At 65.5% G+C, this 25,181-nt stretch carries 22 protein-coding genes; 13 read left to right on the top strand and 9 right to left on the bottom strand.

Annotated elements, in window-relative coordinates; translation table 11 throughout:
• From SD72_RS02500 to SD72_RS02495, 3 genes are read right to left on the bottom strand one after another with little or no spacing between them, the layout of a single operon-like run.
• Positions 1 to 1,233 (bottom strand): HipA domain-containing protein, encoded by a 1,233-nt coding sequence (locus SD72_RS02500; protein ID WP_084766696.1) that lies wholly within the window; start codon positions 1,231 to 1,233, stop codon positions 1 to 3.
• Positions 1,226 to 2,155 carry a hypothetical protein gene (locus SD72_RS17630; protein ID WP_157000415.1) on the bottom strand — a complete coding sequence of 310 codons (930 nt, stop codon included), beginning with the start codon at positions 2,153 to 2,155 and terminating at the stop codon, positions 1,226 to 1,228. The genes SD72_RS02500 and SD72_RS17630 overlap by 8 nt, the downstream gene beginning before the upstream one ends.
• A gap of 31 nt (positions 2,156 to 2,186) precedes the next feature.
• The gene (locus SD72_RS02495) at positions 2,187 to 3,125 is read right to left on the bottom strand and encodes an EamA family transporter (protein ID WP_042542840.1); all 939 of its coding nucleotides are present in this window, start codon (positions 3,123 to 3,125) and stop codon (positions 2,187 to 2,189) included.
• An 85-nt stretch (positions 3,126 to 3,210) separates the two neighbouring features.
• Between SD72_RS02495 and SD72_RS02490 the strand changes: the two genes are divergently transcribed.
• Positions 3,211 to 4,143, top strand: coding sequence for a LysR family transcriptional regulator (locus tag SD72_RS02490; protein ID WP_232299615.1), 933 nt, complete (start codon positions 3,211 to 3,213; stop codon positions 4,141 to 4,143).
• Here SD72_RS02490 and SD72_RS02485 read toward each other — a convergent pair.
• The 3 genes from SD72_RS02485 to SD72_RS02475 all read right to left on the bottom strand — a co-directional run bounded on the left by SD72_RS02485 (position 4,124) and on the right by SD72_RS02475 (position 8,870).
• Complete coding sequence (locus tag SD72_RS02485) at positions 4,124 to 5,131, bottom strand: zinc-binding alcohol dehydrogenase family protein (RefSeq protein WP_042542838.1); 1,008 nt, start codon at positions 5,129 to 5,131, stop codon at positions 4,124 to 4,126. The two genes, SD72_RS02490 and SD72_RS02485, sit on opposite strands and share 20 nt — an antisense overlap.
• Before the next feature lie 51 nt (positions 5,132 to 5,182).
• The gene (locus SD72_RS02480; RefSeq protein WP_042542837.1) at positions 5,183 to 6,799 is read right to left on the bottom strand and encodes an ABC-F family ATP-binding cassette domain-containing protein; all 1,617 of its coding nucleotides are present in this window, start codon (positions 6,797 to 6,799) and stop codon (positions 5,183 to 5,185) included.
• Positions 6,800 to 7,121: 322 nt separating this feature from the next.
• The gene (locus tag SD72_RS02475; RefSeq protein WP_042542836.1) at positions 7,122 to 8,870 is read right to left on the bottom strand and encodes an FAD-binding protein; all 1,749 of its coding nucleotides are present in this window, start codon (positions 8,868 to 8,870) and stop codon (positions 7,122 to 7,124) included.
• Positions 8,871 to 8,947: 77 nt separating this feature from the next.
• On the opposite strand from SD72_RS02475, the gene SD72_RS02470 reads away from it, so the two are divergent.
• Both SD72_RS02470 and SD72_RS02465 read left to right on the top strand, forming a co-directional pair.
• A complete protein-coding gene (locus tag SD72_RS02470; protein ID WP_042542943.1) occupies positions 8,948 to 9,901 on the top strand; it encodes a LysR family transcriptional regulator in 954 nt (317 codons plus the stop codon).
• A 114-nt stretch (positions 9,902 to 10,015) separates the two neighbouring features.
• Complete coding sequence (locus SD72_RS02465) at positions 10,016 to 10,753, top strand: SOS response-associated peptidase family protein (RefSeq protein WP_052492397.1); 738 nt, start codon at positions 10,016 to 10,018, stop codon at positions 10,751 to 10,753.
• Positions 10,754 to 10,778: 25 nt separating this feature from the next.
• On the opposite strand, the gene SD72_RS02460 is transcribed toward SD72_RS02465, so the two are convergent.
• Positions 10,779 to 11,999 carry a pyridoxal phosphate-dependent aminotransferase gene (locus SD72_RS02460; RefSeq protein ID WP_042542835.1) on the bottom strand — a complete coding sequence of 407 codons (1,221 nt, stop codon included), beginning with the start codon at positions 11,997 to 11,999 and terminating at the stop codon, positions 10,779 to 10,781.
• Between the two features lie 132 nt (positions 12,000 to 12,131).
• Positions 12,132 to 13,130 carry a CBS domain-containing protein gene (locus SD72_RS02455; RefSeq protein WP_042542834.1) on the bottom strand — a complete coding sequence of 333 codons (999 nt, stop codon included), beginning with the start codon at positions 13,128 to 13,130 and terminating at the stop codon, positions 12,132 to 12,134.
• Between the two features lie 371 nt (positions 13,131 to 13,501).
• On the opposite strand from SD72_RS02455, the gene SD72_RS16740 reads away from it, so the two are divergent.
• The 4 genes from SD72_RS16740 to SD72_RS02435 all read left to right on the top strand — a co-directional run bounded on the left by SD72_RS16740 (position 13,502) and on the right by SD72_RS02435 (position 16,400).
• Positions 13,502 to 14,398 carry a GNAT family N-acetyltransferase gene (locus SD72_RS16740; RefSeq protein ID WP_052492396.1) on the top strand — a complete coding sequence of 299 codons (897 nt, stop codon included), beginning with the start codon at positions 13,502 to 13,504 and terminating at the stop codon, positions 14,396 to 14,398.
• 244 nt (positions 14,399 to 14,642) lie between these two features.
• Positions 14,643 to 15,479: an SDR family NAD(P)-dependent oxidoreductase gene (locus SD72_RS02445; RefSeq protein WP_042542833.1), complete on the top strand. Its 837-nt coding sequence runs from the start codon at positions 14,643 to 14,645 to the stop codon at positions 15,477 to 15,479.
• Between the two features lie 29 nt (positions 15,480 to 15,508).
• A complete protein-coding gene (locus SD72_RS02440) occupies positions 15,509 to 15,970 on the top strand; it encodes a fluoride efflux transporter FluC (protein WP_042542832.1) in 462 nt (153 codons plus the stop codon).
• Positions 15,963 to 16,400: a CrcB family protein gene (locus SD72_RS02435; RefSeq protein ID WP_042542831.1), complete on the top strand. Its 438-nt coding sequence runs from the start codon at positions 15,963 to 15,965 to the stop codon at positions 16,398 to 16,400. The genes SD72_RS02440 and SD72_RS02435 overlap by 8 nt, the downstream gene beginning before the upstream one ends.
• A gap of 165 nt (positions 16,401 to 16,565) precedes the next feature.
• Here SD72_RS02435 and SD72_RS02430 read toward each other — a convergent pair whose 3' ends face one another.
• Positions 16,566 to 17,426 (bottom strand): NmrA family NAD(P)-binding protein, encoded by an 861-nt coding sequence (locus SD72_RS02430; RefSeq protein WP_042542830.1) that lies wholly within the window; start codon positions 17,424 to 17,426, stop codon positions 16,566 to 16,568.
• 63 nt (positions 17,427 to 17,489) lie between these two features.
• Between SD72_RS02430 and SD72_RS02425 the strand changes: the two genes are divergently transcribed.
• From SD72_RS02425 to SD72_RS02400, 6 genes are all read left to right on the top strand, one after another.
• Complete coding sequence (locus tag SD72_RS02425; RefSeq protein WP_198141824.1) at positions 17,490 to 17,810, top strand: winged helix-turn-helix transcriptional regulator; 321 nt, start codon at positions 17,490 to 17,492, stop codon at positions 17,808 to 17,810.
• A gap of 247 nt (positions 17,811 to 18,057) precedes the next feature.
• On the top strand, positions 18,058 to 19,692 hold the full coding sequence (locus SD72_RS02420) for an ABC transporter substrate-binding protein (RefSeq protein ID WP_232299614.1): 1,635 nt from the start codon (positions 18,058 to 18,060) through the stop codon (positions 19,690 to 19,692).
• Between the two features lie 5 nt (positions 19,693 to 19,697).
• A complete protein-coding gene (locus SD72_RS02415) occupies positions 19,698 to 20,651 on the top strand; it encodes an ABC transporter permease (RefSeq protein ID WP_042542827.1) in 954 nt (317 codons plus the stop codon).
• Positions 20,651 to 21,574 (top strand): ABC transporter permease, encoded by a 924-nt coding sequence (locus SD72_RS02410; RefSeq protein WP_084766695.1) that lies wholly within the window; start codon positions 20,651 to 20,653, stop codon positions 21,572 to 21,574. Before SD72_RS02415 ends, SD72_RS02410 begins: the two co-directional genes overlap by 1 nt.
• Before the next feature lie 5 nt (positions 21,575 to 21,579).
• Positions 21,580 to 23,397, top strand: coding sequence for a gamma-glutamyltransferase family protein (locus SD72_RS02405; RefSeq protein WP_042542826.1), 1,818 nt, complete (start codon positions 21,580 to 21,582; stop codon positions 23,395 to 23,397).
• Positions 23,381 to 25,117: a dipeptide ABC transporter ATP-binding protein gene (locus SD72_RS02400; RefSeq protein WP_042542825.1), complete on the top strand. Its 1,737-nt coding sequence runs from the start codon at positions 23,381 to 23,383 to the stop codon at positions 25,115 to 25,117. Before SD72_RS02405 ends, SD72_RS02400 begins: the two co-directional genes overlap by 17 nt.
• Positions 25,118 to 25,181 lie beyond the last annotated feature (64 nt).

Here is a 25,181-nt window from a genome sequence, read left to right as displayed (position 1 = left end):
TTATTGGGCGCGAAGCTGCCGCTCAGCGTTGCGACGTAGGGAGTCCAACCGTTCCACGGTTACTCGTGAGTGCTCTACTTCACCAAGTGTTGCATCCAAGTGTTCGAGAATCCCTTCAGCAGTTGCCCGCAGAATCGCGAGCACGTGATCTGCGTCGAGTCCTATCTCCCTCGCAGTTACTAGCCAATGTTCCTGCCGCACAGCGCCGGCGCGGTTCTCGTCGGCGACAGGCATAGACAAATCCTGATCATACCCGGGGAAAAAACCGATTGGGATGGCGTCGTACAATGGGCTGACGGTCACATTGCCACCTTGCTGGTGCATAATGGAGTAATTCTTCGCGTGGGCGTCAGCATTCCCGATGAGCGTGTTGAATACATACTGTGCAAAGAAGGCGTACGCTTCAGTATCTTCACCGTTGTGTCGTCGAAGTAAATCTACAATTTCCGCGGCATCTACCTGGTATTTGTCAGCGGCTTGGGGACCCAGCGCTTGAGCCATGTCTTCGACATGGAGACGTGCGACCGTTTCGGTGCCCGGAGACGGCGCCCTATCAAAGCGCTGGATCATGAAAGCCGTTTCCCCAAGGAAGGAAAACTGCGTCGCGGCTGGTGCAAATATTCCGACGCGACGAGCCAAGGCGAGAGTCGCGGCCTCAACCAACTCAAGTCCGGAGTGTGCTGCGCTCTCGGGTTTGATTATGTGTGTAGACGGTGTTGCGGAATCTGACCAAAACAGCTCTCCAGAATCTGTAATTGATAGGGCGAACTTGGCCTGGGCTCCGGCGAGGGAAAACCTTGGGAGAGGGCTGCCTTCGGCTGTTGAAAAAGGTTCTCCCGTCTGCTTAATGTCCGCGATCCGCGCCGCAACTTGGTCTTCTAAGGCCAGAGAAGTGAAGGCAGTTTCTTGCGAGATGCCCTGCGAGTCAGCATGGAGCACTACGCCTCCTGAGAGATCACCTCCGATTGCCGTCAATAGTTCCCAGGCTTCATGAGAAGCTGCACGAGTCAGCTCTTGGATCTGTCGTCGTGCGCGTGGTTGGTCTGGTAGGAGGCCGTTGAGATAGTGACGTGGGGCAGTATCATCGAAGTTCCCATTTTGCGGGAGCGCGATCGACAGGCTCCGGTTGGCGTTCTCGTCGTAAATGAATCGCGGTCTGTCCAGCTCAAAGTCGCGCTCAAACCGACCCACATATTCTCCACATACCCATGCATGCAGGTTGTCTCTAGCCATTAGTCAGATCTTCCTTTTTTTGAATCGTTTTGAGGGTGTCTGCTGTGTTGTTGACCTTTTGGATTGAGGTAAGTGCTGCTTGCACTGCCGGTCGTGATGCTGTGTCTAGGGCGGCCTTGATGGTGGCCTGAGACGAGGACGCCATGGCGTCTGTGATCGCGGACATGTTGGCCGACATGAGGGAGGCTGCAATCCTTGCGTTGCTCTCAGTGATGGCCGAGAATCCGCCAGGCAGTGAACCCTTAGCCTGACTGCGTTGAAGTTGTGTTTGCAGGTCAGGCCTCGAGCCCGATTCCACCGTGATCTTTGCAGGGCGAACACCGACAGCAGCAAGGGCACGTATCGCTTTCAGGTTATTGTCGCCAATGTGCCCCACCCGTTCCAGCTGGCAGTACTCCTCAAGACGCAACCCTGCTGATGCAGCCGCGTCCGTAACGCTTAGCCCTGCGAGTATTCGAGCGTTACGTAGCTTGGAGGCAACCGATCTGGTTGAGGTCAACGCCACGCGTGGGTTGAGGTTGAGGGTGCCCTCAACGTGCGTGTCTTGATATAGCATTGCGGCGCGAATGGTCGCAGCAGCGCCCTTGCCTGCTGGGAGGGGCGAATTCCTGAAGTAATCGCGCAGGGTTCGTGCCTTTTCGCTAGAGTGCTCCAGCTCTCGAACTCTTTGCGCGAGCCTGCTTCGTCTGTGGCCCGCTACGTGATCAAAACTCAGCGTGTTGATATAGCGGAGCAGATCTTCTTGTGACTGAGCGGACAAAGGGCGTCTGAGGGGAATCTCCGTTGGGGTGGACTCGTCGAAGGTTATTGTCCAGGTGCCCGCTTGTTTCTGAGCGCGGATGAGTCCCTTACGCGCTAGCTCGCGGGCTCGCTGCTCGGAAATCCCGCGGAAATTGGCAAACTCCCGAATCGAATATCCCATGACACAAGGGTTTCGCAAGTCGGCGCGAAAGTCAAGTGGCATCCCTTGTAGTATGAGCCGACCCCGACCGGGTCAGCCGCCTCGGTGGCGCAAGCTGGCCCGCGAGCATCGCAGCGAGCGCGACGGCGAAGCCCGCGATCTGGATCGGCGCGAGCGCCTCGCCCACCACGAGCACCCCGAGCGCGGCCGCGACGAGTGGCGACAGCAGCCCGAGTAGCGCCGTCGAGGTGACGGGGAGCTGGCGAATACCCGAGAACCAGATCGTGTAGCTTGCGAGCGCGCCGAAGAGGGCGAGCCACGCGTAGCCCGCGATGGCCTTCCCATCGATGCCCTGCGGGGTGCCGTCAATGAGCAGTGTCGGCACGAGTAGCACGAGCCCGGCCGCGGTGAGCTGCCAGCCTGCGAGCGCCATCGCTGAGACGCCAGCGGGCCTGCCCCAGCGCTTGGTGAGTACGACTCCGAATGCCATCGACACCGCTCCGGCGAGGCCGGCGAGAATGCCGACGGGAGAGAACCCGGCGCCGGGCCCGAGCACGACGAGCCCGACGCCCACGACGCCGACGATGCCCCACGCGAGCCGCCAACCCGAGAGCTGCTCTCCGAGGATCGCTACCGCGAGAAACGCGACCACGATGGGTTGGCCTGCCCCGAGGGTCGCCGCGACGCCGCCCGGGAGGTGCTGCGCAGAGAGGAAGAGCAGCGGGAAGAAGGCGGCCATGTTCAGGGTGCCGAGCACGAGGCTCTTCCACCACCACGAGCCGCGCGGCAGCGTGCGCGCGATGAGCAGCGCGATGACGCCCGCCGGGAGCGATCGCATGAGCGCCGCGAACAGCGGGTGGCCCTCGGGGAGCAGGTGGGTGGTGACAATGTAGGTCGTGCCCCAGATGGCGGGCGCAAGTGCGGTGAGGGCGATGAGGCCGGCCCTGCCCGAGGGCGTGGCGGAGGCTGGGGCTGAGGGGGAGGTATTCACGACTCAATCGTCGGCCCGCGAGTGTCAATGAGTCCAACACATTGTTGTCATTGAATCCATGAGGTGAGATCGTGAATGCGTGGAGATGCAGCAGATGCGTTACGTTGTCGCGGTCGCCGAGGAGCGAAGCTTTACCCGGGCTGCCGAGCGTTGCCGGGTCGTGCAGTCAGCGCTGAGCCATCAGGTGAAGGCGCTCGAGCGCGAGCTTGGGGTTTCGCTGTTCGCGCGCACGAGCCGGCGGGTCGAACTCACCCCTGCTGGCGAGGCCTTTCTCCCCGCCGCCCGCGCAAGCCTCGCCGCTGCTGAGCGCGCACAGGTTGACGCCGCGGCCGCGGCGGGCGAGGTGCGCGGCGCGCTGTCCATCGGGCTGATTCCGACTGTCACCGCCGTCGACGTACCCCGCGCGCTCGCCGAGTTCCACCGCGCCTACCCCCACGTACAGATCGGACTGCGCGGCGGCGGATCCGACGGATTCGTCTCCGAGATCATCGCCGGGCGCATGGACGCCGCGATCCTCGGATTCCCCGACGACGTGCGGGTAACCGGCGTCGCCACGCGGGTGCTTGCGCGGGAGCGGCTCGTCGCGGTCGTGCCAGAGGGCCATCCGCTCGCCGGGCCGGCGGACGCTGCCGGCCCGGCGGGGGTGGCTACGCTGCCACGCGACGGCGTGCGCCTCGCGGATCTCGCGGGGGAGACCTTCGCTGATTTTCCAGCGGATACCCCGGGGCGCGCGCAGTCCGACCGTGCTTTCGCTGCGGCGGGAGTGCGTCGGGACGCCGCGTTTGAGGCGATGGACGTTGGACTTCTGCTTGAGCTCGTGCGCAACGGCCTCGTCGTCACGATCATGGCGCGCGGCCTCGTCGCCGGCCAGCCTGGCGTGCGCGCGGTCGAGCTCGCCGACGGACCCACGCGCGTCGAGTATCTCGCGTGGAGCGCCTTCAACCCATCGCCCGCCGCGCTGGCGTTTCTCGGGTTTCTCGAGCGGTCGGATGCTGCGGCTACGCCCAGCCCTCGATGACGATCTTGCCGACCGTGCTTCCGCCCTCGATGCGAGCGTGTGCGTCGCGGAGCGTTGCAGCCGAGATGGGCGACAGCACCGTCGTCGTCGTTGCGCGCAGTTTGCCCTCGTCTACGAGCGTCGCAACGGCGCCGAGTAGCGCGTGCTGCTCGCCCATATCGGCGGTTTGGAACATGGAGCGGGTGAACATCCGCTCCCAGTGCCACGCGATGCTCTTGAGCTTCAGCGGCGTGATGTCGCGTGGCCCGTCGTCGATGGCGACAACATGCCCGAAGGGGGCAAGGAGCTCGGCATAAACCTCCACCTGCCCCTCCGAGTGCGCAGTGAACACCCAATCGACGCCGCCCGGGGCGATGGCGAGCACCTGCGCTGCGAGCTCGTCGCGATGGTTCACGACGTGTTCGGCGCCAAGCCCCGTGACCCATTCGGCGCGGTCAGCATCGGAGGCCGTAGCGATGACGGTCACACCTGGCAGGAGCGCCTCAGCGATCTGCAGCAGCACCGACCCCACGCCTCCGGTCGCGCCGACCACGAGGAGCGTCCCCCGTGAGTCGGCGTCGAGCCGAAGGCGATCAAACAGCGACTCCCACGCGGTGATCGCGGTGAGGGGCAGCGATGCCGCGTCGGCGAAGCCGAGCGAGGCAGGCTTTGGTCCGACGATCCGCTCGTCAACGAGCTGGTAGCGCTGGTTTGAGCCAGCGCGGTCGATGTCGCCCGCATAGAACACCTCGTCACCCTCGGCGAATCGAGTGACGGCCGAGCCGACGGCAACGACCGTGCCGGCCGCGTCGAATCCGAGCACACGGAACCCGCCGGAGGGCGCACCGGTGCGGACTTTCACGTCGACGGGGTTCACCGAGACGGCGGCGACCTCAACGAGGAGATCGTGTTCGCCAAGCGGCGCGACCTCGACTTCTCGCTCGACGAGGCTGTCACTGTCTGCCGATGGGAGGTTCTGCTCGTAGCCGATGGCGATCGTGTGCGTCATGCACCCATCGTTCCGTACCCACCCCCGCGCGTGTCAAGGGGTACACGCCGACTAGTGTGCAACGTCAGCGAGTGCTGCCAGCTGACGCAAACGCCCCTCACTGTCGAGCTCGAGTACCACGTCGATGCCGAGCCGTTCGAGGAACGCAAAGTCGTGGCTCACGACGAGCAGCGCGCCCCGGTATGCGTCTAGCGCCTCGGCGAGCTGCTCGACGCTCGCGATGTCGAGGTTGTTTGTCGGCTCGTCGAGGATGAGGAGCTGTGCTGGCGGATCCGCTAGCAGCAGTTTTGCGAGGGACACGCGGAATCGCTCGCCGCCCGAGAGCGTGCGTACCGGCCTGTCGACGCTGTCTCCGCGAAGCAAAAGGCGCGCGAGTTGATTGCGGATCGTGCCGGTCGGTGTGCTTGGCGCGACCTCACGCACATTCTCGACCGCGCTTTCGGTCTCACGCAACCCGTCGAGGCGTTGCGGCAGGAAACCGGTGAGCTCGGTGGCGAGGGTGCCAGAGGGACGGCCACCGTCCGCCTCACTCCCCGAAAGCAACTGCGCGATGAGCGTCGACTTTCCGCTGCCGTTCGGGCCAACGAGTGCGACCCGCTCGGGCCCCTGAATGATGACGGTCGTGTCGCCGTCGCGGAACTCGGCGATCCGCCTGCCGCGCGGCACCCCGGGGTCGGGGAGCGTCAGGTGAATGTGTTCCTCGTCACGCACGCGTGCGTCTGCGGCGTCGAGGGCTGCCTGCGCCGCCTGCACCTTATCGTCGAGGGTCGAACGCATGGACCCGGCGGATTCCTGCGCGGCGCTTGCGCGTTTGCCAGCGAGGATCTTCGGGATGCCGCCGTCGCGCTGCGTTTTCTTCGCGGTGCGCGCACGCGCCGCTAGCTTTGTCTCAGCCTCCTGGCGCTGACGTTTTTCGACCTTCAGCGTTTGCTGCGCCGCACGAGCCGCCTGTTCGGCGGCAGCCTGCTGCTGTTCCTGGTGCACCTGCCACTCGCTGTATGGTCCGCCAAAGGTGGTGAGCGTGCCCGCGTGGAGCTCGGTGGTGTGGTCCATGCGCTCGAGGAGTTCGACATCGTGGCTCACAACGATGAGGGTGCCCGGCCACTCGTCGATAAACCCCGCGAGCTGCGCGCGGGTCGCGCGGTCAAGGTTGTTGGTTGGTTCGTCGAGCAGCGTGATCGCGGTGCGGCGGATCCGCAACCCGGTGATCGCGATGAGCATGGCCTCGCCGCCCGAGACGTCGCTCACGCGGCGGTCAAGGTCGGCGGCGCCGAATCCGATGCGTCCGAGTGCCTCGTCCGCTCGGGCTTCGATATCCCAGTCGTCTCCGACAGCGTCGAAGTGGCGCTGGTCAACGTCGCCAGCCTCGATCGCGCGCAGCGCGCCGAGGATCGTATCGATCCCAAGCAGCTGCGCAACCGTTGTGCTGCTGCTGAGGGTGAGCGTTTGGGGGAGATATCCGACGTCTCCAAGGGTTTCGATGCGCCCGGCGGTCGGTGTGAGCTGGCCAGCAATGAGTTTCAGGAGCGTCGACTTGCCGGCGCCGTTGCGCCCGACGAGACCGGTGCGGCCCTGCGCGAACGTGCCAGAGACGTTGTTGAGCGCGACGGTGCCGTCCGGCCACTCGAAGCTGAGTGCGCGGAGCGTGATGGAGGGGGAAATAGACATGATTGAGCGAGTTCCTTCATCGGCGGCTCGGAGAGCGCCGAAATTGTTGCGCGCGCACAACAATGATCGCCGTGCGGGCGTTGGTGAACAGTGGAAGTGCGCTACCGGAAAGTGCTCCAAGCACGCAGGCGTGGCCGTTGCGTGCGAGCGTCGGGTGTAGCGCGGTGGCTAGATGCCATCCACCTCAATCATCTCCATGCAGAAAATCGTAACACGGGTTCATCACGGAAGGCTGCTGTTACGCCGCCGAGCCTGGCGTTGCACCAGGCGGTGCGACGCCAGGCTCGGTAGCAGTGTCGGTTGTCGCTCGTTCGCCTGCCGGCTACTCCGCGAGCTTCCCAACGGGGGAGTCGTCGATCTGCTGCTCGGCGAGCGCACGGAACGAATCCGGCGCTTCAGAGGCCGGCTCGAACGTGACGCCAAGACCCGGCGACCAGACCATGTTGCCGCGGTACTCGTCGCTCTGCTCCGGGAAGTCGGAGCGGTTGTGTGCGCCGCGGGTCTCCTTTCGGGCGAGCGCGCTCTCGATCGTTGCGCGTGCGGCGAGCATCGAACCGTAGAGATCGAACGCGTGCGCGAGGTCGTCAAAGCCAGCGATATCGGGATGCGCGGTGAGGTTCTTCACGCGCGCCTCAAGTTCGTTGAGCTTCACGAGCCCGGCGGTGAGGCCCTCCTCGCTGCGCACGACGCCGACGTGCTCGGTCATGATGTTGCGCAGCTGGCGCTGGAGCAGGCGCGGGCTCTCCTCGCCCGTGCCCGTGAGGAGCTGCTGCATCTCGCCGCGCGCTTCTGCGACGGCCGCGGGGTCGCGGTTGACGGTGGTGAGGCCGGTGATGTACTCGGCAGCGTCGCCGCCCGTGAGGCGGCCGTACACGAGCAGCTCGATGAGCGAGTTGCCTCCGAGGCGGTTCGCCCCGTGCAGTCCGCTCGCAGCCTCTCCGATGGCGTAGAGTCCGTCGACGCCCGTTGCGTGCTCCTCCGCGCTCACCCAGACGCCGCCCATCGAGTAGTGCGCGGTCGGCGCGATCTCGATGGGGGTTGTGGTGATGTCGAGCATCTGCAGGTCAATGAGGTTGCGGTAGACCCGTGGCAGCTTCTCGAGGATCTGCTCGCGCGGCAGGTGGGAGACGTCGAGGTACACGCCGCCGTTCGTGGTGCCGCGCCCCTCGATGATCTCGGTGTAGCTCGCGAGCGCGACCCTGTCGCGGGTCGACAGTTCCATGCGCTCCGGATCGTACTTCTCCATGAAGCGTTCGCCGAGCGCGTTGCGCAGGATCCCGCCCTCGCCGCGGGCAGCCTCCGAGACGAGCAGGCCGGCTGCGTCGGCTGGTTCGAGGATCCCCGAGGGGTGGAACTGCACGAGCTCGGCGTCGCGGATGCGGGCGCCTGCGAGTGCCGCGAGCCGGAAGGAGTCGCCGGTGTTCTCGTCGCGCCTGGACGAGGTGTTGCGCCAGATTCGGGTGTGGCCACCCGCCGCGAGAATGACGGCGTCGGCATGGATCACGACCGGGGTTCCGTCAACGATGTCGAAGCCGTATGCTCCGAAGATCTTCCCGTCGCCGACGAGGAGCCGTGTGATGTAGACCGAGTCGTTGATGGGAACCTGCAGCTCCTGAGCGCGCCGCAGCAGCGTGCGCTGGATCTCAAGGCCCGTGTAGTCGCCGGCGTAGGCGGTGCGGCGGTAGAGGTGGGCGCCGAAGAATCGCTGGCTGATCCTGCCGTCGGCTTCCCGCGCGAATGGCATGCCCCAGCGATCGAGGTCCTCGATGCCGCGGGCTGCGTTCTTCGCGACGATCTCGACGATGTGTGGATCGGCGAGGAAGTACGATTCGCGGAGCGTGTCTGCTGCGTGTTGCTGCCAGCTGTCCTCCGGGTCCATGGTGCCGAGCGCGGCGTTGATTCCGCCGGCGGCGAGGGTTGTGTGGGCGTCGTGCTTTCGCCGTTTGCCTACGGCGAGTACCTGCACGCCGCGTTCGGCGAGTTCGATGGCTGCCCGGAGGCCTGCGCCACCGGTTCCGATGACGAGTGCGGAGGTGGATATGAGACGTTCGTGGGTGCCTGTTGCGGTCATGAGAGCTACGTTAGATAAAAGAGAATGATCGTTCCAATGAATAGTTATCATCATCACGATGCAGTTAGGCTATGAACATGAACCTCGAACAGCTTCGCGGTTTCGCAGAAATCGCGCAGACCAGCCATTTCACCCGCGCAGCCGAGCGGCTGCACGTCACGCAGCCCTCCCTCAGCCGCCAGATCGCGGCGCTCGAATCCGACCTCGGTGTTGAGCTATTTCACAGGGCGCGCGGCAATGTCTCGCTCACCGCAGCCGGTGAGCGACTCCTTCCCATCGCAAAGCGCATGCTCGCCGATGCCCACACCGCCGAGAGCATGATGGCTGAGCTCGCCGGTCTGCAGAGCGGCAGGGTTCGGCTCGGCGCAACACCAACGCTCTGCACGAGCCTCGTCGTCGAGGTCGTCGCCGAGTACCGCAAGCGCTACCCCGGCGTCGACATCGAGATCCTTGAGCGCGGATCGAAGAGCCTCATCGGTGCGCTCGTCGAGGGACAGCTCGACCTTGCCCTGATCGTCACGAGCGTGCCCTCCGAGCTTGACCGGACAGTGCTCGAGCGTGAACCGATCCTGTCCGAGCAGCTCGTCGTTGCCTCGGCGGCCGACAGGGCCTGGCCCAAGAAGCTGAAGACGCCCGTCGCGCTCGAAGCACTCGCCGAGGAGCCGCAGATCATGTTCCCGGCAACCTACGATCTCCGCGCCGCTCTCGACGCAGAGTTTCGCGGGCTCGGGCTCACGCCGACTGTCGCTGTCGAGGGCGTCGAGATGGATGCCGCGCTGCGCTTCGCCGAGCGCGGGCTCGGCGTTGTCGTCGTACCCGCGATGGTCGCGGTCGAGCGCCCAACACTGCGCGTTGCGCCGCTCGCGCCGCCAGGCATCGCCCGCACGGTGAGCATTGCTCGGCGGCAGGACATGGCACCCACCCACGCTGCCGAGGCGATGCGTGCACTCGTGCGCGAGGTGGCGGATCATTTCGCATCGGGCGACGACAGGCTCACGAGGCTCGTACGCAGGGTCGGCGCGCCGCTCTAGGGCGCGGCACGGCGCCATACCGTGCGGCACGGCCCCAAAGCAGTGCTTCGGATCACGAGACACGCGACCCCCTCGACCCTCGACGCTGTCTGAGCACGGAACTACACTTGCGGCATGTGCGCAGGGTATGGGTTAGAGCTCGCTGGACCGAACTCGAGTCGGGGGAAGCGCGCTGGGCTGCGCGGACCGATCCCGCCCGGCGACACCGATGCGGGCCGTGCAATCCTCGAGGAGTGGGTATCCGAGCGGCAGGGCACCGCACGCATTACCGGACGAAACGCTCTCAACCTCAACCCGCTGATCCGGGAGATGAACGGCGCGCGGGAGCTTGAGCTTGGCTGGTGGTGGCTGCACGTTGGGGGAGCGCCGGCGAAGTACACCGCGTTCAACGCGCGAGCCGACCGGCTGCTGCAGAGCTGGAAGACGCCGTTCCAGCACCGCGCGATCCTTCCGGCAACCTGGTACATCGAAAAGGGTGTGCGGTTCGAGCTGCCGGGCGGCGAGGAGTTCGGGATGGCAGCCGTGACAGCTCCCGGCCTGCTGCCCGACGGGGCAGACGTGCAGAGCTACTCGCTCGTGACTCGCGACGCGCTTGGCGAGGCCGCGACCGTGCACGACCGTATGCCGCTCGTGTTGCCGCGAGCACTCCACGATGAATGGCTTTCCGCTGACCGGGAGGGTGACGCCGAACTCGTCGCACGTGCGCTCGCGGTCTCAGCGGACATCTCGCGCGAGCTCGCGGCGCAGACCGCGCCTGGCCAGGAGAGCGCTGGCGGCACCGCCACCGCCACCGGCACCGGCACAGGCACCGGCAGTGCGGGGCAAGGCGAAGCTGCGCCGACGCTCTTCTGACGTCAATGACCGAGCTGCCGCTTGGCTAGCCCCGCGACAGCCGCGTCTCCAGCCGCTCGATTGCGGTGGCGAGCGTCGCATCGTCTTTCACGAAGGTGAAGCGCACCCAGTTGGAGAGCGCGTCGGCGGTCTCGGAACCCGCGCGGCAGAACGCCGAGAGCGGGACACAGGCGACGCCGGCGTGTGCAGGCAGCCAGCGCGCGAATGCCGCCCCGTCGGGGACGGCGTCGGTGAGGAACGGTGTCGCGTCGGCGCAGACGAAGTAGGTGCCCTGCGGTCGCACCGAGGTGAACCCGGCTCGTGTGAGGCTTGCCAGGAGTAGTTCGCGGCGAGCGTCGAGTGTCTCGCGAAGTTCGGCGATGTCGGCGTCGCCGTCGGTGAGGGCACTCGCGATCGCAGGTTGGAAGGGGGCACCGCCCGAGTACGTGAGAAACTGCTTCACCGCGAGCACCGCTTCGATGAGGTGCGCGGGCCCCGCCACCCAACCAACCTTCCAGCCGGTGAGTGAGAACGTCTTCCCCGCCGAGGAGATGGTGAGGGTGCGTTCGCGCATGCCTGGCAGTGTCGCGATGGGGATGTGGCTCGCCCCGTCAAAGACGAGATGCTCGTAGACCTCGTCGGTGATGACGATCGCGTCGGCGGCCACCGCTGTCGCGGCAATGTCGGAGAGCTCCTCGCGCGTGAGTACTGTCCCCGTCGGGTTGTGCGGGGAGTTCACGAGGATGAGTTTCGTGTGCGGAGTGACGGCGGCAGAAAGCACTGCGCGATCCACCGCGAAGCCGCCACCGCTCGGCACGAGCGGCACGGTAACGTGCGTCGCGCCCGCCATCGCGATCGCTGCTGCGTGCGAATCGTAGAACGGTTCGAGGGTGACGACCTCGTCGCCCGGGCCTGCGAGCGCGAGGATCGCGGCGGTCAGCGCCTCCGTTGCTCCCGCGGTGACGAGCACCTCGGTGTCAGGATCGAGGTCGATGCCGTAGTGCCTTGACTGGTGGCCGGCGATTGCCTCGCGCAGCCGTTGAATGCCACGGCCGGGTGGGTATTGGTTCTCTCCGGCGCGGATCGCATCGACAGCTGCCTCGCGGATCCAGGCTGGCCCGTCCTCGTCAGGGAAACCCTGGCCGAGGTTCGCGGAACCGGTCGCTGCGGCGAGCGCGCTCATTTCGGCGAAGATCGTCGGCCGGACCGTTCCGTCGCCGCTTGCGAGACCCGCCGCCATTGCCACATCTTTCCACCGTGAAGTCATACACACCAGAATAGGAGGTGAGGTGCCCGCACCGGGCACACGTGACGAAAGCGGCGCGGCGAATCGGTGCTTCTGAGTGTCACTCAAAGTAGGATATGTGCCTCCCTCAGGGGCGACACATTGCACGAAGCCCTACGAAGTTGGTATGGCTCGCAAAAGCCGCAATGCGCGGATGACGGCAGCGTGACCATCCTTCTCGGCCTGGGACTCGTCTTCTGGACCTGAAGAGAAGTGCATCACGCCGTTGCGTACCTCCTTTGCAGCAGCGAGTAGGCTGAGGCACGAATCCTGATCGAAGCCGATCCCAGTTGCAGCCCAAATGTTGGGGTCTTTCAAAGCAGATAAGTACTCGCCAAACATCATGTCGGTTGCGCCACGGAACCCCGACATCTCTTGTCGCCGACCTTCAAGGTGTTTCTGAAGCTCGGGCAGGGGAGAGCGGTCGAGGAGAATGCGAAGGCGGTTCTCGAGTTCTTGAAGCCTCACATATATGCTCGCAGTGCCGTCAAACGCTCGCGCCAAATCGCTCGCTGTGACGATCCCATTGATTCTTCCGTCTGGGACGCGATAAAGCACGTACTCTTGGGCAATAATGGTGTCTACTAGCTCTACAAAATCGTCACCGGACGAAGCAACGTGGCCGGCTTTCGCCATGACATCTTGAGCGCGGAGGGGCTCTGGGGAATCGGAGGCGAGTGCGAGGCTGCGCCAGGTCACTACCCCATGTAGCTGCTTTTGATCGCTCGACAAGATCGGAATCTGCGAGATGTCAAAACTGACCATCTTCGCCTTGATCTTGCTCACAGGAGTCTCTCGACCAAAGTAGATTACGCCGTCGAAATCGCTGGGAAATGCTGAGAGCGGGAGCGAAGTTGCACCCTCGTGGCGAGCAAATCGATCCCTTGGATCCGAAACAATCACGTCACCGTAGTAATCTGCTGCCTCGATGGAAGGGCTGCTGACCAAGCCCCGCTCTTTGAGTAACTCGTTAATGCTTTGGTTTACGAATTTGCCGCGCTTCACATTCCCGTTGAGTTTCAAGAAAAGCTCTGTCGGGATGCACCACGGGGTCCCGGGCTTTACGAGCTCCAGGAAATCCGAGACCCGTTGGTATTCGTCGGAATTAAACATCTCCCTGGTGAAACTCGAGAGGGCCGCGGAATGCGAAGTGGAGGCCAAGTCTTTGCTCGCTATCTATGTTGGTTAGCTGATGGTCGAGAGTCTAGGGGCATTTGTGGCCTCGTTGGGCGAACGGTTCATAATCGGGTCGAGCTTGTGATTCTGGCAGAGTCGTTCGACTATGAACGCCTTCAATGTTTAGGAATGCTTACGTCTTGAACGCCATGGTCGGCGTGACGCGAGGTTTGTGTGGCCCGAATGTGCGATACGGGTGCTCTGTCGCAAAGCTGGACATGATTGATATGGTGTGCCTGGTCGACATGACACGAGCTGTAGGCCATCTTGAGTTTGATGCCGGCACCAAGTGACAGTGAGGTTCGAGAATGATCCAGATCGAGCAGCATGATCCCCTCACAGTGCTCACGGCGTTGCCGAGCCCACTCGCGCCGCTGTGGACAGCGCTGTTTGACCATCACGTGTCGATGGGGGCTGCGGGTATGGTGACGAAGCCGCGGGCAGGGAGTTGGCCGCAGCGCCGAGACCACTACCGCGACACGATCGAGGGCTCGCCGCACGCGTCGCTGTGGATCGCGACCGATGATGCGGCGCCGGTCGGTTACGCGCTGAGTTTCGAGGACTCGCTGGGCGGATCGAGCGCACCGGGCGCACCGGCCGATGCGGCAAGCTCGCGCGTCGAGGTCCTTGAGACACTGTCGCTGCTACCCGAGACGCGTGGTCAGGGGATCGGCGCCGAGCTGGTCACCATCGTCGAGGAGTCGGCGCGGGCTCGCGGGATTGAGCGCGTTGCGATCGACGTGATGGGTGGTAACGAGGGTGCACTCCGGTTCTACACTCGCGCAGGGTACGCCCCGTATTCGAAGACGTGGATGCGTTCGATGCACCCGGCACCAGGGGAGGCGTCTCGGGTGCTCGGTGACACGGGCGATGCAGCTGCCGTGTTTGCTGCCCTTGGCGTCTCGCTCTCGCAGACCGGTCACAGCGACGACACGTGGGTGACCGCGCCAAGCGTCGTCGTGCTTGACGTTGCCGCCGGCGCGGTACCCGCGGCGGGTGGCGTTGGCGTTGAAGCCGGCGAATTCGAGCGGTGGATCGACGAGTTCATGCGCGGGATCGACCTCCTCGCCGATGCTGGCTATTGGACCGTGTGGGCAGAGGCTCTCGTGAGTGAGCGCGCAGAGGGGCTCGGCGACGCGCTTGTTGCGCGCGGCTTCAGCCACGGCATGACGCGTGTGCTGAAGTCGATCGGCGGTTCCATGTAATGTAGCATGGTTGCCTGTGAAAGTGCCCCTGGTCAGGGCTTTTGGTTGAGCTATGATTGAGTTAACGCCGCGAGGGCGCTCCGGAATACTCGGGTTGAACGCGATGCGATACGCATCCCGATCCCCGCCACGGAGCTGTGGCCCTTGGCGTGTGCCCTCGGGTGAATCCCGAGCGCGCTGGTCTCATCCATGAGGGTCCCAGGATGCAGGCCAAGCAGTGTGGGGACCCTGCAGGGAGAGAACCATGACTCAACTACTTACCGACAAGGTCGCCATTGTTACGGGTGGGACGAGCGGCATCGGCCTCGCAACAGTCGAGCGTTTCCTCGATGAGGGCGCGCGGGTGATGATCGCCGACATCCAAGACGAGGCAGGCGCGGCAATAGCGGATCGCCTCGGCGATCGCGTCGCCTACACCAACACAAACGTGACCGAGGAAGCGGCGATTGAGGCGGTCGTCGCGGCAACCGTCGAGCGCTTCGGCAAGCTCGACATCATGTTCAATAACGCCGGCGCCCAGGGCGACCAGGCGCCGATCATGGAGCTTGGTCAGGAGGGCTTCGAGAAGACGCTCTCGCTGCTCACCAGCTCGGTGATGTTCGGACATAAATATGCCGCGCGCCAGTTCAAGGCGCAGGGCACCGGAGGGTCGATCATCTCGACCGCCTCTGCCGCAGCGTTCCAGGGCGGCTGGTCGGCAGCGGCGTACACGGTCGCGAAGCACGGGGTGGTCGGCGTCGTGAAGCAGGCGACGCCTGAACTCGCGCCGCTCGGCATCCGATCCAACGCCATCGCCCCCGGGATCATCATGACCCCGATCATGTCGCGCGGATTCGGGATCCCTGAGGAGAATGCTGCGGAGTTCGTCGCCTACCTCTCAGAGAAACTTGGCCCGACGCAGCCCAGTGGCCGCGTTGGTACGCCCGAGGACATTGCGAAGGCCGCAGTGTTCCTCGCGAGCGATCTCTCGGAGTTCGTGAACGGCGTCGTGCTGCCGGTGGATGGTGGCGTCACAAGCACCAACCTGGGGAGCTTCACCGACGACCTTGCCGCCGCCGGGATGGCGTACCTCGGCAGGTAGCGGGCGGTGTTCGCGCGTAGTATCGACGCGTGGGTAAGTCATCCGAAGGAAGCTGCGGAGCAAGCGCGCTGACCTTCTCGGCACTCGCGCTCGTCGGGGTCGGCGGCGCGGTCGGTACGCTCGCACGCTACCTGCTCGGCGCCGCCCTTCCGCTGCACAGCAGCACGGCGGTTCTCGCGATCAACGTCGCGGGTTCATTCGTGCTCGGCCTGCTTGTCGCCGGATTCGCGCGTCGGGCACCGCGTCTGCAACTGCTGCTCGGAACCGGATTCTGTGGCGGGTTCACGACATACAGCGCCCTCGCGGTCGGGGTCGCTGAGCTCGCCCGGCTCGGCAGTGCGGGGGGAGCGCTCGGACTCGCGCTCGGCACCGTGGTCGCCGCCGCACTGGCTACGGTCGTCGGCGTGTGGGTCGGCACTGCGTGGAGCCGCGCTGTCATGAGGCGTACTGTACGGGGTCGTACTGTGCGGATCGGCGGCGAAGATGAGTGAGATAAGCCTGCTCGGCGCGCTACTGGTTGCTCTCGGCGGCGGTGCCGGGTCCATCGCTCGCTTTGCGCTCGACACGTGGGTGACGCGGCGCGCGCGGCGCCGGGCAAGCGCACCCGCGAAGGGACCGTTTCCTTGGGGGATCACGCTCGTAAACGTCAGCGGATCATTTCTGCTCGGTCTGCTCGTCGGCCTACTCGGCGCGGTGCCTGATTCTCTCGTCGTGTCGTCCGCGGCCGCGCACCCAGCGTGGCTCGGCCTCGGTGTTGGTCTGCTCGGTGGGTTCACGACCCTGAGTACCGCGAGTCTCGACACCGTGCGGCTCGCTCGGGCCGGGAGGCTTGGTGCCGCGGCCGCCAACGCGCTCGGCACCCTTGGCATCGCGGTGCTTTTCGCGCTGGCAGGGATCCTGCTCGGCCAGACCTTCGCGTGAGGCCCGGCGGGCCGAAGCGCTAGCGACGCGCGGGGTCTTCGACCGTGGCGCTCTGTGGCGCTCTGTGGCGAGCCGTAGCGATCCGCGGCGAGCCGTGGCCTGCCGCGAGTGCGGCCAGCGCCCTCCCGGGCTGCGCGCACGCGCCCGGGAGGGAAACGAAACCCGTTAGCTATTCACCCCGTTGATCCACGCGACGAGGGCGCGCGGCTCGACGCCGAGGCGGGCCGCGGCGCCGGTCTCCGGGCTGAAGGTGAAGTCGGGCTCAGCGCCCAGCGCGGTGTAGAGCCCGGCGACACCGGCGGCGGGGCCTTCACCGAGAAGCGGGGCGATGCGCTGGCCGAACTCCGCTGGGGTCACCTGCTCGAAACGAACGGGCGTGCCGAGCGACTCGGCGAAGGCTGCGGCGAGCTCCGGGCCGGTGACCGGCGGAGTGTGGCCGACACCGATGACTCCCGTGACGGTTGGGTCGTGCAGCAGGGCAACAATGGCGTCGGCGACGTCAAGGTGCGAGGCCCACGAGACCGCGAAATCGGGCCGAACGGGGTAGCGCAGCACACCCTCCTCGCGCACGCCCGCCTGAACGTGTGGCAGGAGCAGGTTCTCAAGGAAGAGCCGTGGGGCTACGACGGCGGTGGGGATGCCCGTTTTCATGGCGCCGTCGATGAGCTGTGCGAGCGCCGAGTCCGGTGCGACCTGCATCGCAGTCCCAGGAGCGTCAACGATTGCTCCGCTCGTCGAAATCACGACGCGTCCCGGCCGCGCCTCGGCGAGGGCTTCGACGACCGCGCCGGCGATGCCGCGGCGGGTCTCCTCGGAGCCGAGCGGGAGGTGCACAAACACCGAGTCTGCTTCGCGGTAGGCGGCGGTGAGGGCCTTGGCCGAGGTCGCATCGGCGGCGATGCTGCGCGCGCCCTCAATGGGGGCAGCGTTGCGGCTGAGCGCGATGGGGTGCTTGCCGAGCGCGGTAAGCGCTGCGAGAACGGGGGAGCCTTGGGCGCCAGTTGCGCCGTGGATTACTGATGTCATAACTCAATAGTGCAGTGAATGCATCAGTTACATCAACTGCACTGTTGAGGTATTCTTGAAATCATGCAGAATGATCTCCCCGAATGCGGTGTCGCGCGCTTTCTCGTACTCCTCGAGGGGCCGTGGGCGACGCTCATTGTGCGCGAGCTGCTGCACGGGTCGCTCCGCTTTGGCGAGCTTCGCGACCGGCTTCCTGGCATCAGCCCGCACACGCTCACGAGTCGGCTGCGCCAGTTCGAGGCGCACGGGCTCGTAACGCGCACGGTGTTCGCCGAGGTCCCGCCGCGGGTGGAATATGCTCTCACTCCACTCGGGCTGCAGTTGCGTACCGTGCTCGACGCGATGGCCGAATGGGCGCTCGCGGTGCCGGCTACTCGCCCGTAACACCGGGTCGCACCGAGCCAGTTTTCTCCGGTGTTTGCGCACGGCCCTTGTGCGCCGATGTTCGAAATCCCCCGTGATTCCGGCGCCTCTGAGTGCTGCCATCGGGATGGTCGCGGCGTTACGTGACGAAATGTGTATACAAAAATGTGGCATCTCGCCGCGCTTTTGTATACATTATTGAACAGTCTCGTTTGCCAACGTCGGTGAACCAGAAGTCAGGAGAACCATGCATAATCGCGGAACGCGTGTGAGAGCGTCCCGGAAGTGGGCAGGTGCGGCCGGTCTGGCTGCGCTCGCGATCGCCGTCACCGGGTGTGTGCCGTTGCAATACCCCGAAGCGCAGGGCGTCCGCGTCGACGTCACTGAGGCCCCCACCACTGGACAGGCGATACAAGAGGGTGGCGACCTCATCATGGCGCTCTCCTCTGAGCCGGACAAGCTCGATCCAACGACGTCGACCTCCCTGTATACCCGCTTCGTCATGAACGCAATGTGCGAGAAGCTGTACGACATCGACGCGAACGGCGAGATCGTGCCGCAGCTCGCAACCGAGCTTCCGGAGATCAGCGCGGACGGCCTGCGGGTGACCATTCCCGTGCGCACGGGCGCCGTGTTCTCCGACGGCACTCCGTTCAACGCCGCAGCGGTGTCATCCACCCTCGAGCGCAACCTCACCCTCGAGGGCTCCGGCCGAAAGACCGAGCTCGGCCCGATCGAACGGGTGAGCGCGCCCGACGCGGAAACCGTCGTCGTCGAATACGCGACCCCGTTCGCCCCGCTCACCGCAGCCCTCGCGGACCGCGCAGGTATGATCCTCTCCCCGAAAGCCACAGGAGACGAGACCACGGCCTTCGCAGACAACCCCAGCTGCGTCGGCGCCTTCAAGTTCGTCGAGCGCATCCCGCAGACCTCGATCAAGCTCGAGAAAGACCCGAACTACTACGCGGCAGACGAGGTCCACCTCGACACCATCACCTACCGGATCATGGGCGACGCGAACATTCGCGCGGCGAACCTCCGCTCGGGCGACGTTCACGTCGCCGACTCGATCTCGCCGCAGGACGCTGACGCCCTGCTGCTTGAGCGCGACATCGAGGTGCTGCAGACCGGATCCCTCGGCTACCAGGGCCTCACCGTCAACATCGGAAACACCAACGGCACCGCCCAGCCCGTTGTGCAGCGCGAAGGGCCGCTCGCGTCAGACGCGAGGGTCAGGCAGGCGCTCTCGATGTCCATCGACCGCCCTGCGCTCGTGAACTCCGTGTTCAACAATTGGTACGACCCAGCGTGCAGCGCGATCTCGCCAGGCAGCCCGTTCGCGACAGCAGCCTCGAACGAGTGCGTCGAATTCGACCCGGAAGGCGCGCGTGCGCTCCTCGAAGAGGCCGGCGTCGAGATCCCGCTCACCGTCTCGCTCAAGGTGGCGAACTCGCCAGACGCGCTCCGCTACTCGCAGGCCCTACAGGCGAGCGTGCGGGAGGGCGGCTTCAACCTGCGCATCGAACCAGTCGAGTATTCGACACTCCTCGACATGCAGAAATCTGGCAGTTTCGATCTCATGCAGATCGGCTGGTCCGGGCGCATCGATCCACACGGCAACCTCGCAACGTTCCTCACGACCGGCGCGGGAAACAACGACGGTGGCTACAACAGCGCCGAGATGGACGACCTGCTCACCCGCGCCGCACAGCTCAGCGACGTTGACGAGCGTGCAGCACTCTACGGGCAAGCAGTGGCCCTCGCTCACGAGGACAACCCGCTGATCTACACCTACCGGCAGCGCAACATCACGGCTCACTCTGTCGATGTCTCCGGCGTCCGCACCTACACCGACGGAGTCGTGCGCCTCAGCCGCGCTGGCTTCGTGGCCGACAAGGACTAGTACCCATGCCCCGCTACATTTTCACCAGGCTCTGGCAGTCAGCACTGACCCTGATCCTCGCCTCGATCGTCGTGTTCATCGGCGTCCGCGCCATCCCGGGCGATCCCGCCCTCGCCATGGCAGGGGAGGAGGCAGACCCCGAAACGGTTGCCGCAACCCGAGAGCGCCTCGGTCTCGATAAGTCGATCGTGGTGCAGTACCTCTCGTTCATCAGCAACGTATTCCGCGGCGACTTCGGCAATTCCCTCCGCACGGGCGCACCAGTCACCGAGCTCATTGGCGCAACACTCCCCGTGACGCTCTGGCTCGCAACCTACGCGATCGTCATCGCCGTGATCGTCGGCGTGCTCGCAGGCGTCATCGCCGAACGCTTCCGCGGGCGCTGGCCAGAGTGGATCGCGAACATCTTCGCGATCGTAGGCCTCTCCGTCCCGAACTTCTGGCTCGGCATCCTCGCCATCATGTACCTCTCCGTGATCCTCGGCTGGTTCCCCGCGTCCGGATACGTGCCGGTGCTCGACAACCCGATCACCGGGCTGTACTACCTGACGCTCCCAGCGATCATCCTCGGCATCAGCCTTGCCGCGGTCATCATGCGCCAGACGAGGGCATCGATGATCGAGTCGATGGGCTCCGACTACGTGCGCACGGCCAGGGCGAAGGGCCTCGGCCGCTTCCGAATCCTCTTCCGGTACGGCCTGCGGAACTCGCTCATCGTGGTTATGACGATCGTCGGTCTGCAGCTCGGCGGCCTCATCTCTGGGGCGGTTGTCACGGAGCGCATCTTCGGGCTGCCCGGCTTCGGCAAGCTCACCCTCGACGCCGTCTTCACCCGCGACTACCCGGTGATCCAAGCGGTAGTGCTCGTGGTCACGCTCGCCTACATTCTCATCAACCTTGCCGTCGACGTGCTGTACTCGGTGATTAACCCCCGCATCCGTGTGGGAGGGAGAAAATAATGTCTACGAAATCCCCGCTCACCGGCTCGGGCCAGGCGGTGCCTCCGAGCACCGCGGCCGTCGCAGTCGGATCCAGCCTCGGTTCGGATCGCGGACGCCTCTGGCGCTCGCTCCGCCGAAACCCGCTCGGCCTCGCAGGCGGCGTGCTGTTGCTGCTCGTTCTGCTCGTCGCACTGTTCGCTCCGCTCCTCGCCCCCTACGACCCGGCAGAGGTGCACTTTGACACGCCATTCCAGGTCCCAGGCACCGTCGGCTTCGCACTCGGTACAGACGACCTCGGGCGCGATATCTACTCGCGAATCCTCTACGGCACCCAGGCATCGGTTCAGGTCGGCCTGCTCTCCGTCGCCCTCGCCGTCGTCATTGGCGCCCCGCTCGGCCTCCTCGCGGGGTACTGGCGTTGGCTCGATGGCATCGTCTCCCGCCTCACCGATGTGATGCTCGCGTTCCCGTTCCTCATCATCGCTGTCGGACTCGCCGCGATCAACGGCGCGAGTCTTGGGAACGCGGCGATCGCGCTCGGCATCGCGCAGATCCCCACGATGATCCGCGTTGTGCGCGCTGAGACGTTCAGGGTGAAGGAGCTCGACTATGTCCTCAGTGCCCAGGCCATGAGCGCTGGGCCCACCCGTATCCTTGGCGGCCACATCCTGCCGAACATTGTGTCGGCAATCATCGTGCAGGCCACCGTCATCATTCCTGTCGCCGTCATCGGTGAGGCGATCCTCTCCTTCCTCGGCCTCGGGATCCAGCCGCCCGGCTCGAGCCTCGGCATTATGCTCTCCGACGCGCAGCAGTACATCTTCCGCGCGCCGAGCGCAGCCGTGTTCCCCGGGCTTGCGATCATGGTGATCTGTTTGGCCTTCAACCTGTTCGGAGACGCACTCCGCGACGCACTCGATCCGTCGAGTGCGAGAAAGTGATCCCCATGTCTTTCACACCACCGGCAGAATTCACCACCAGGCCAACGCTCGAGGGCAACTTCGGGATGAGCGCGTCGACGCACTGGCTCGCGACCGCGAGTGCGCAGGCCGTGCTCGAGCGCGGCGGCAACGCCTTCGATGCGAGCGTCGCTGGGGCATTCGTGCTCCACGTCGTCGAACCGCACCTCAACGGGCCGGGCGGTGACATGACCGGCATCTTCCACGTCAGCGGCTCAGACACTGGCCCGCGCGTCCTCATGGGGCAGGGCCACGCGCCGGCAGGCGCGAGCGCCGAGCACTATCTGTCCGAGGGCCTCGAACTCGTGCCCGGCTCTGGCGCTCTCGCAGCCGCGGTGCCTGCGGCGGTCGACGCCTGGTTGCTTCTGCTCGCGGAGCAGGGCACCTGGGAGCTCGCAGACGTGCTCGAGTTTGCGATTGGTTACGCACGCGACGGTCACGCAGCACTCGCCAGGGTGAGCACCACGATCGAGAGCGTGCGCGAGCTCTTCCTCGAGCACTGGCCGACCTCGGCTGAGCTCTGGCTCACCGACGGGAAGGCTCCGGCGCCAGGGCAGATCATCCGCAATGAGGCGTACGCGCGCACCCTCGATCGACTCATCGAGGCAGGCGCGGCGCTGCCCGCTGGTGCAGATCGCGTCGCCCGCATCGAAGCGGCACGGCACGCCTGGTCTGACGGCTTCGTTGCTGACGCAGCAGCGGACTTCGTGCTCGGCGCGCACCGGCACTCCTCAGGAACGGACCACGCTGGTGTGATCACCCGCGATGACTTTGCAGGGTTCCGAGCGAGTACCGAGGACGCGGTCACGATCGAGTTCCGCGGCGTCACGATCGCGAAGACCGGCGCGTGGGGTCAGGGCCCAGCACTGCTGCAGACCCTGCAGATCCTCGCGGGCTTTGCCGACGACGAGATTGATCCGTCGACCGCCGATGGCGCGCACCGGATCATTGAGGCGCAGAAGCTTGCCTACGCGGATCGCGAGGCATACTACGGCGACCACGATGTGCCACTGGACGTGCTGTTGTCAGAGGAGTACGCGGCGGAGCGCCGCGCGCTCATCGGAGAGCATGCGTCGACGGAACTCAGGCCGGGCACCATCCCTGGCCACACCCCGTTCGTGCCGCCGCTGCGCACCGCGTACCGCCCGCCGGCACTCGCCGAGGGGGAAGCCATTGCCGGTGTTGGCGAGCCGACGGTTACCAAGGCCGGGGTCACCAAGGGTGACACCTGCCACATCGACGTCGTCGACCGGTGGGGCAACATGGTGGCTGCAACGCCGTCAGGCGGTTGGCTGCAGTCCTCACCGGTGATCCCAGAGCTGGGGTTCTGCCTCGGCTCGCGCCTGCAGATGACCTGGCTCGAGGCGGGCGCCCCGTCAACGCTCACGCCGGGCAAGCGCCCGCGGACGACGCTGACGCCCACGCTCGTGCTGCGTGACGGTGAGCCCGTGCTCGCGCTCGGTTCGCCAGGCGGAGACCAGCAGGATCAGTGGCAGTTGCTGTTCCTCCTCAGGGTGCTCGTCGGCGGCTACACGCAGCAGCAGGCGATCGACGCGCCGGCGTTGCACACGACCTCGGTTCCCGAGTCGTTCTGGCCGCGCACCTGGACGCCGGCGGGTGTCGTTGTCGAAGATCGCCTCGGCGACGACGTCATCGCCGACCTCGAGGCCCGCGGTCACCGAATCACCCGTGCGGGGGACTGGGCGCTTGGTCGCCTCTCCAGCGTCGGAAGAAACCCCCAAACTGGCGCGCTTTCAGCCGCCGCCAACCCGCGAGGAGCACAGGGCTATGCAGCAGGACGCTAACGATACGAGCCGGGGCGAGCACGCGAGTGCTGCGCAGCCAGCTGGCCAGGAGGCCCTGGTTTCTGTGAGCGGGCTCACCGTCGGCTTCACCACCGACGCGGGTGAAACCCAGGTGTTGCACGGAGTGGATCTCGACATCAAGCCTGGCGAACGCGTGGCGATCGTGGGTGAATCCGGTTCGGGTAAGTCGACCGTCGCGGCGGCGATCATGGGTCTGCTTGCGGCCAACGGTCGCGTCACCGGTGGTTCGATCACCCTCCGGGGTCGCGAGCTCACCGGGGCGACCGAGCGCGAGCTGCGGAGCATCCGTGGCGAGCAGATCGGTCTCGTGCCGCAGGATCCGATGTCGAACCTGAACCCCACGATGAAGGTGGGAGCGCAGATCGCAGACACAATCCTCGCTCACCCCGCCAGCCACGGGGACATGTCGCGCGCCGGTGTGCGGGCCCGCGTCACGGAACTCATGACGCTCGCTGGAATCCCCGACGCGCAGCGGCGGTCGAAGCAGTACCCGCACGAGTTCTCCGGCGGCATGCGCCAGCGCGTACTCATCGCGATCGGCCTTGCCTGCAACCCTGAGCTGCTCATCGCCGATGAGCCGACGTCAGCCCTTGACGTCACCGTGCAGCGCCAGATCCTTGATCACCTGCAGTCGCTCATCGACGCGGAGGGCATCGCGCTCCTCTTCATCACCCACGATCTCGGTCTTGCCGCCGATCGTGCGGACAGGGTCATCGTGATGTCGAAGGGCAAGATCGTTGAGCAGGGCACGCCTTCGGAGATCTTGAAGTCCCCAAAGGAGGAGTACACCCGCAAGCTCGTTGCGGCAGCACCATCGCTCGTCGCCGTGCGCGATACGGACGCCGCGAAGGTGCGCGCTGAGGATGCGGCGCGGGCAGAGGCGCGGGATCAACTGCACCTCGACACTGCGTCGTTCGGCACCCCGCTGCTTCGGGTGGACGGGCTGACGAAGGAGTACAAGATCCGCGGCGGCGGGGGAATCCTCCGAGCTGTCGACAACATTTCGTTCGATGTGGCAGCGGGGACAACCACAGCGGTGGTGGGGGAGTCTGGCTCAGGAAAGACCACCCTGTCGCGCATGGTGCTCGGCTTGGAGACCCCTACGTCTGGCACGGTGCACCTTGGGGACGAGGACATCGCGGTGGCGCGCGGTGCGCGGTTGCGGGCGGCCCGGCGACGGATGCAGCCGGTGTTCCAGGATCCATTCGGGTCGCTGGATCCGACGTACAGCATTGAGCGTCTCATCGACGAACCATTGCGTATCTTCGGTGTCGGCGACCGTGCGTCACGGCAGGCAAGGGTCGCCGAGCTCCTCGACCAGGTCTCGTTGCCTCGCACTGTTGCGCAGCGCCGCCCGGGGCAGCTTTCGGGTGGCCAGCGGCAGCGTGTCGCGATCGCGCGTGCGCTCGCCATCAACCCGCAGCTTGTGGTGTGCGACGAGGCAGTTTCGGCGTTGGACGTGCTCGTGCAGGATCAGATCCTCGAGCTGCTCGCGGAGCTGCAGTCGGAGCTCGGCCTCACGTACCTCTTCATCACCCACGACCTGGCTGTGGTTCGCCAGATCGCGCACCAGGTGTTGGTGATGAAACAGGGCGCAGTCGTGGAGTCTGGCTCCGTTGATACTATTTTCGAAACGCCGGCGACGGAGTACACGGCGCAGCTCCTCGAATCGATTCCCGGGGCAGCGTTTTTCGCCTAGGCAGTAGGTATCGCGGTGCGCCGGCGGGGACGAGCGGCCGGCGCACCGCACACAATGAGGAGTG

This window comes from Leucobacter komagatae (assembly GCF_000834055.1).
GTDB lineage: Bacteria > Actinomycetota > Actinomycetes > Actinomycetales > Microbacteriaceae > Leucobacter > Leucobacter komagatae_A.
This window is presented reverse-complemented; position numbering and strand designations above follow the sequence as displayed.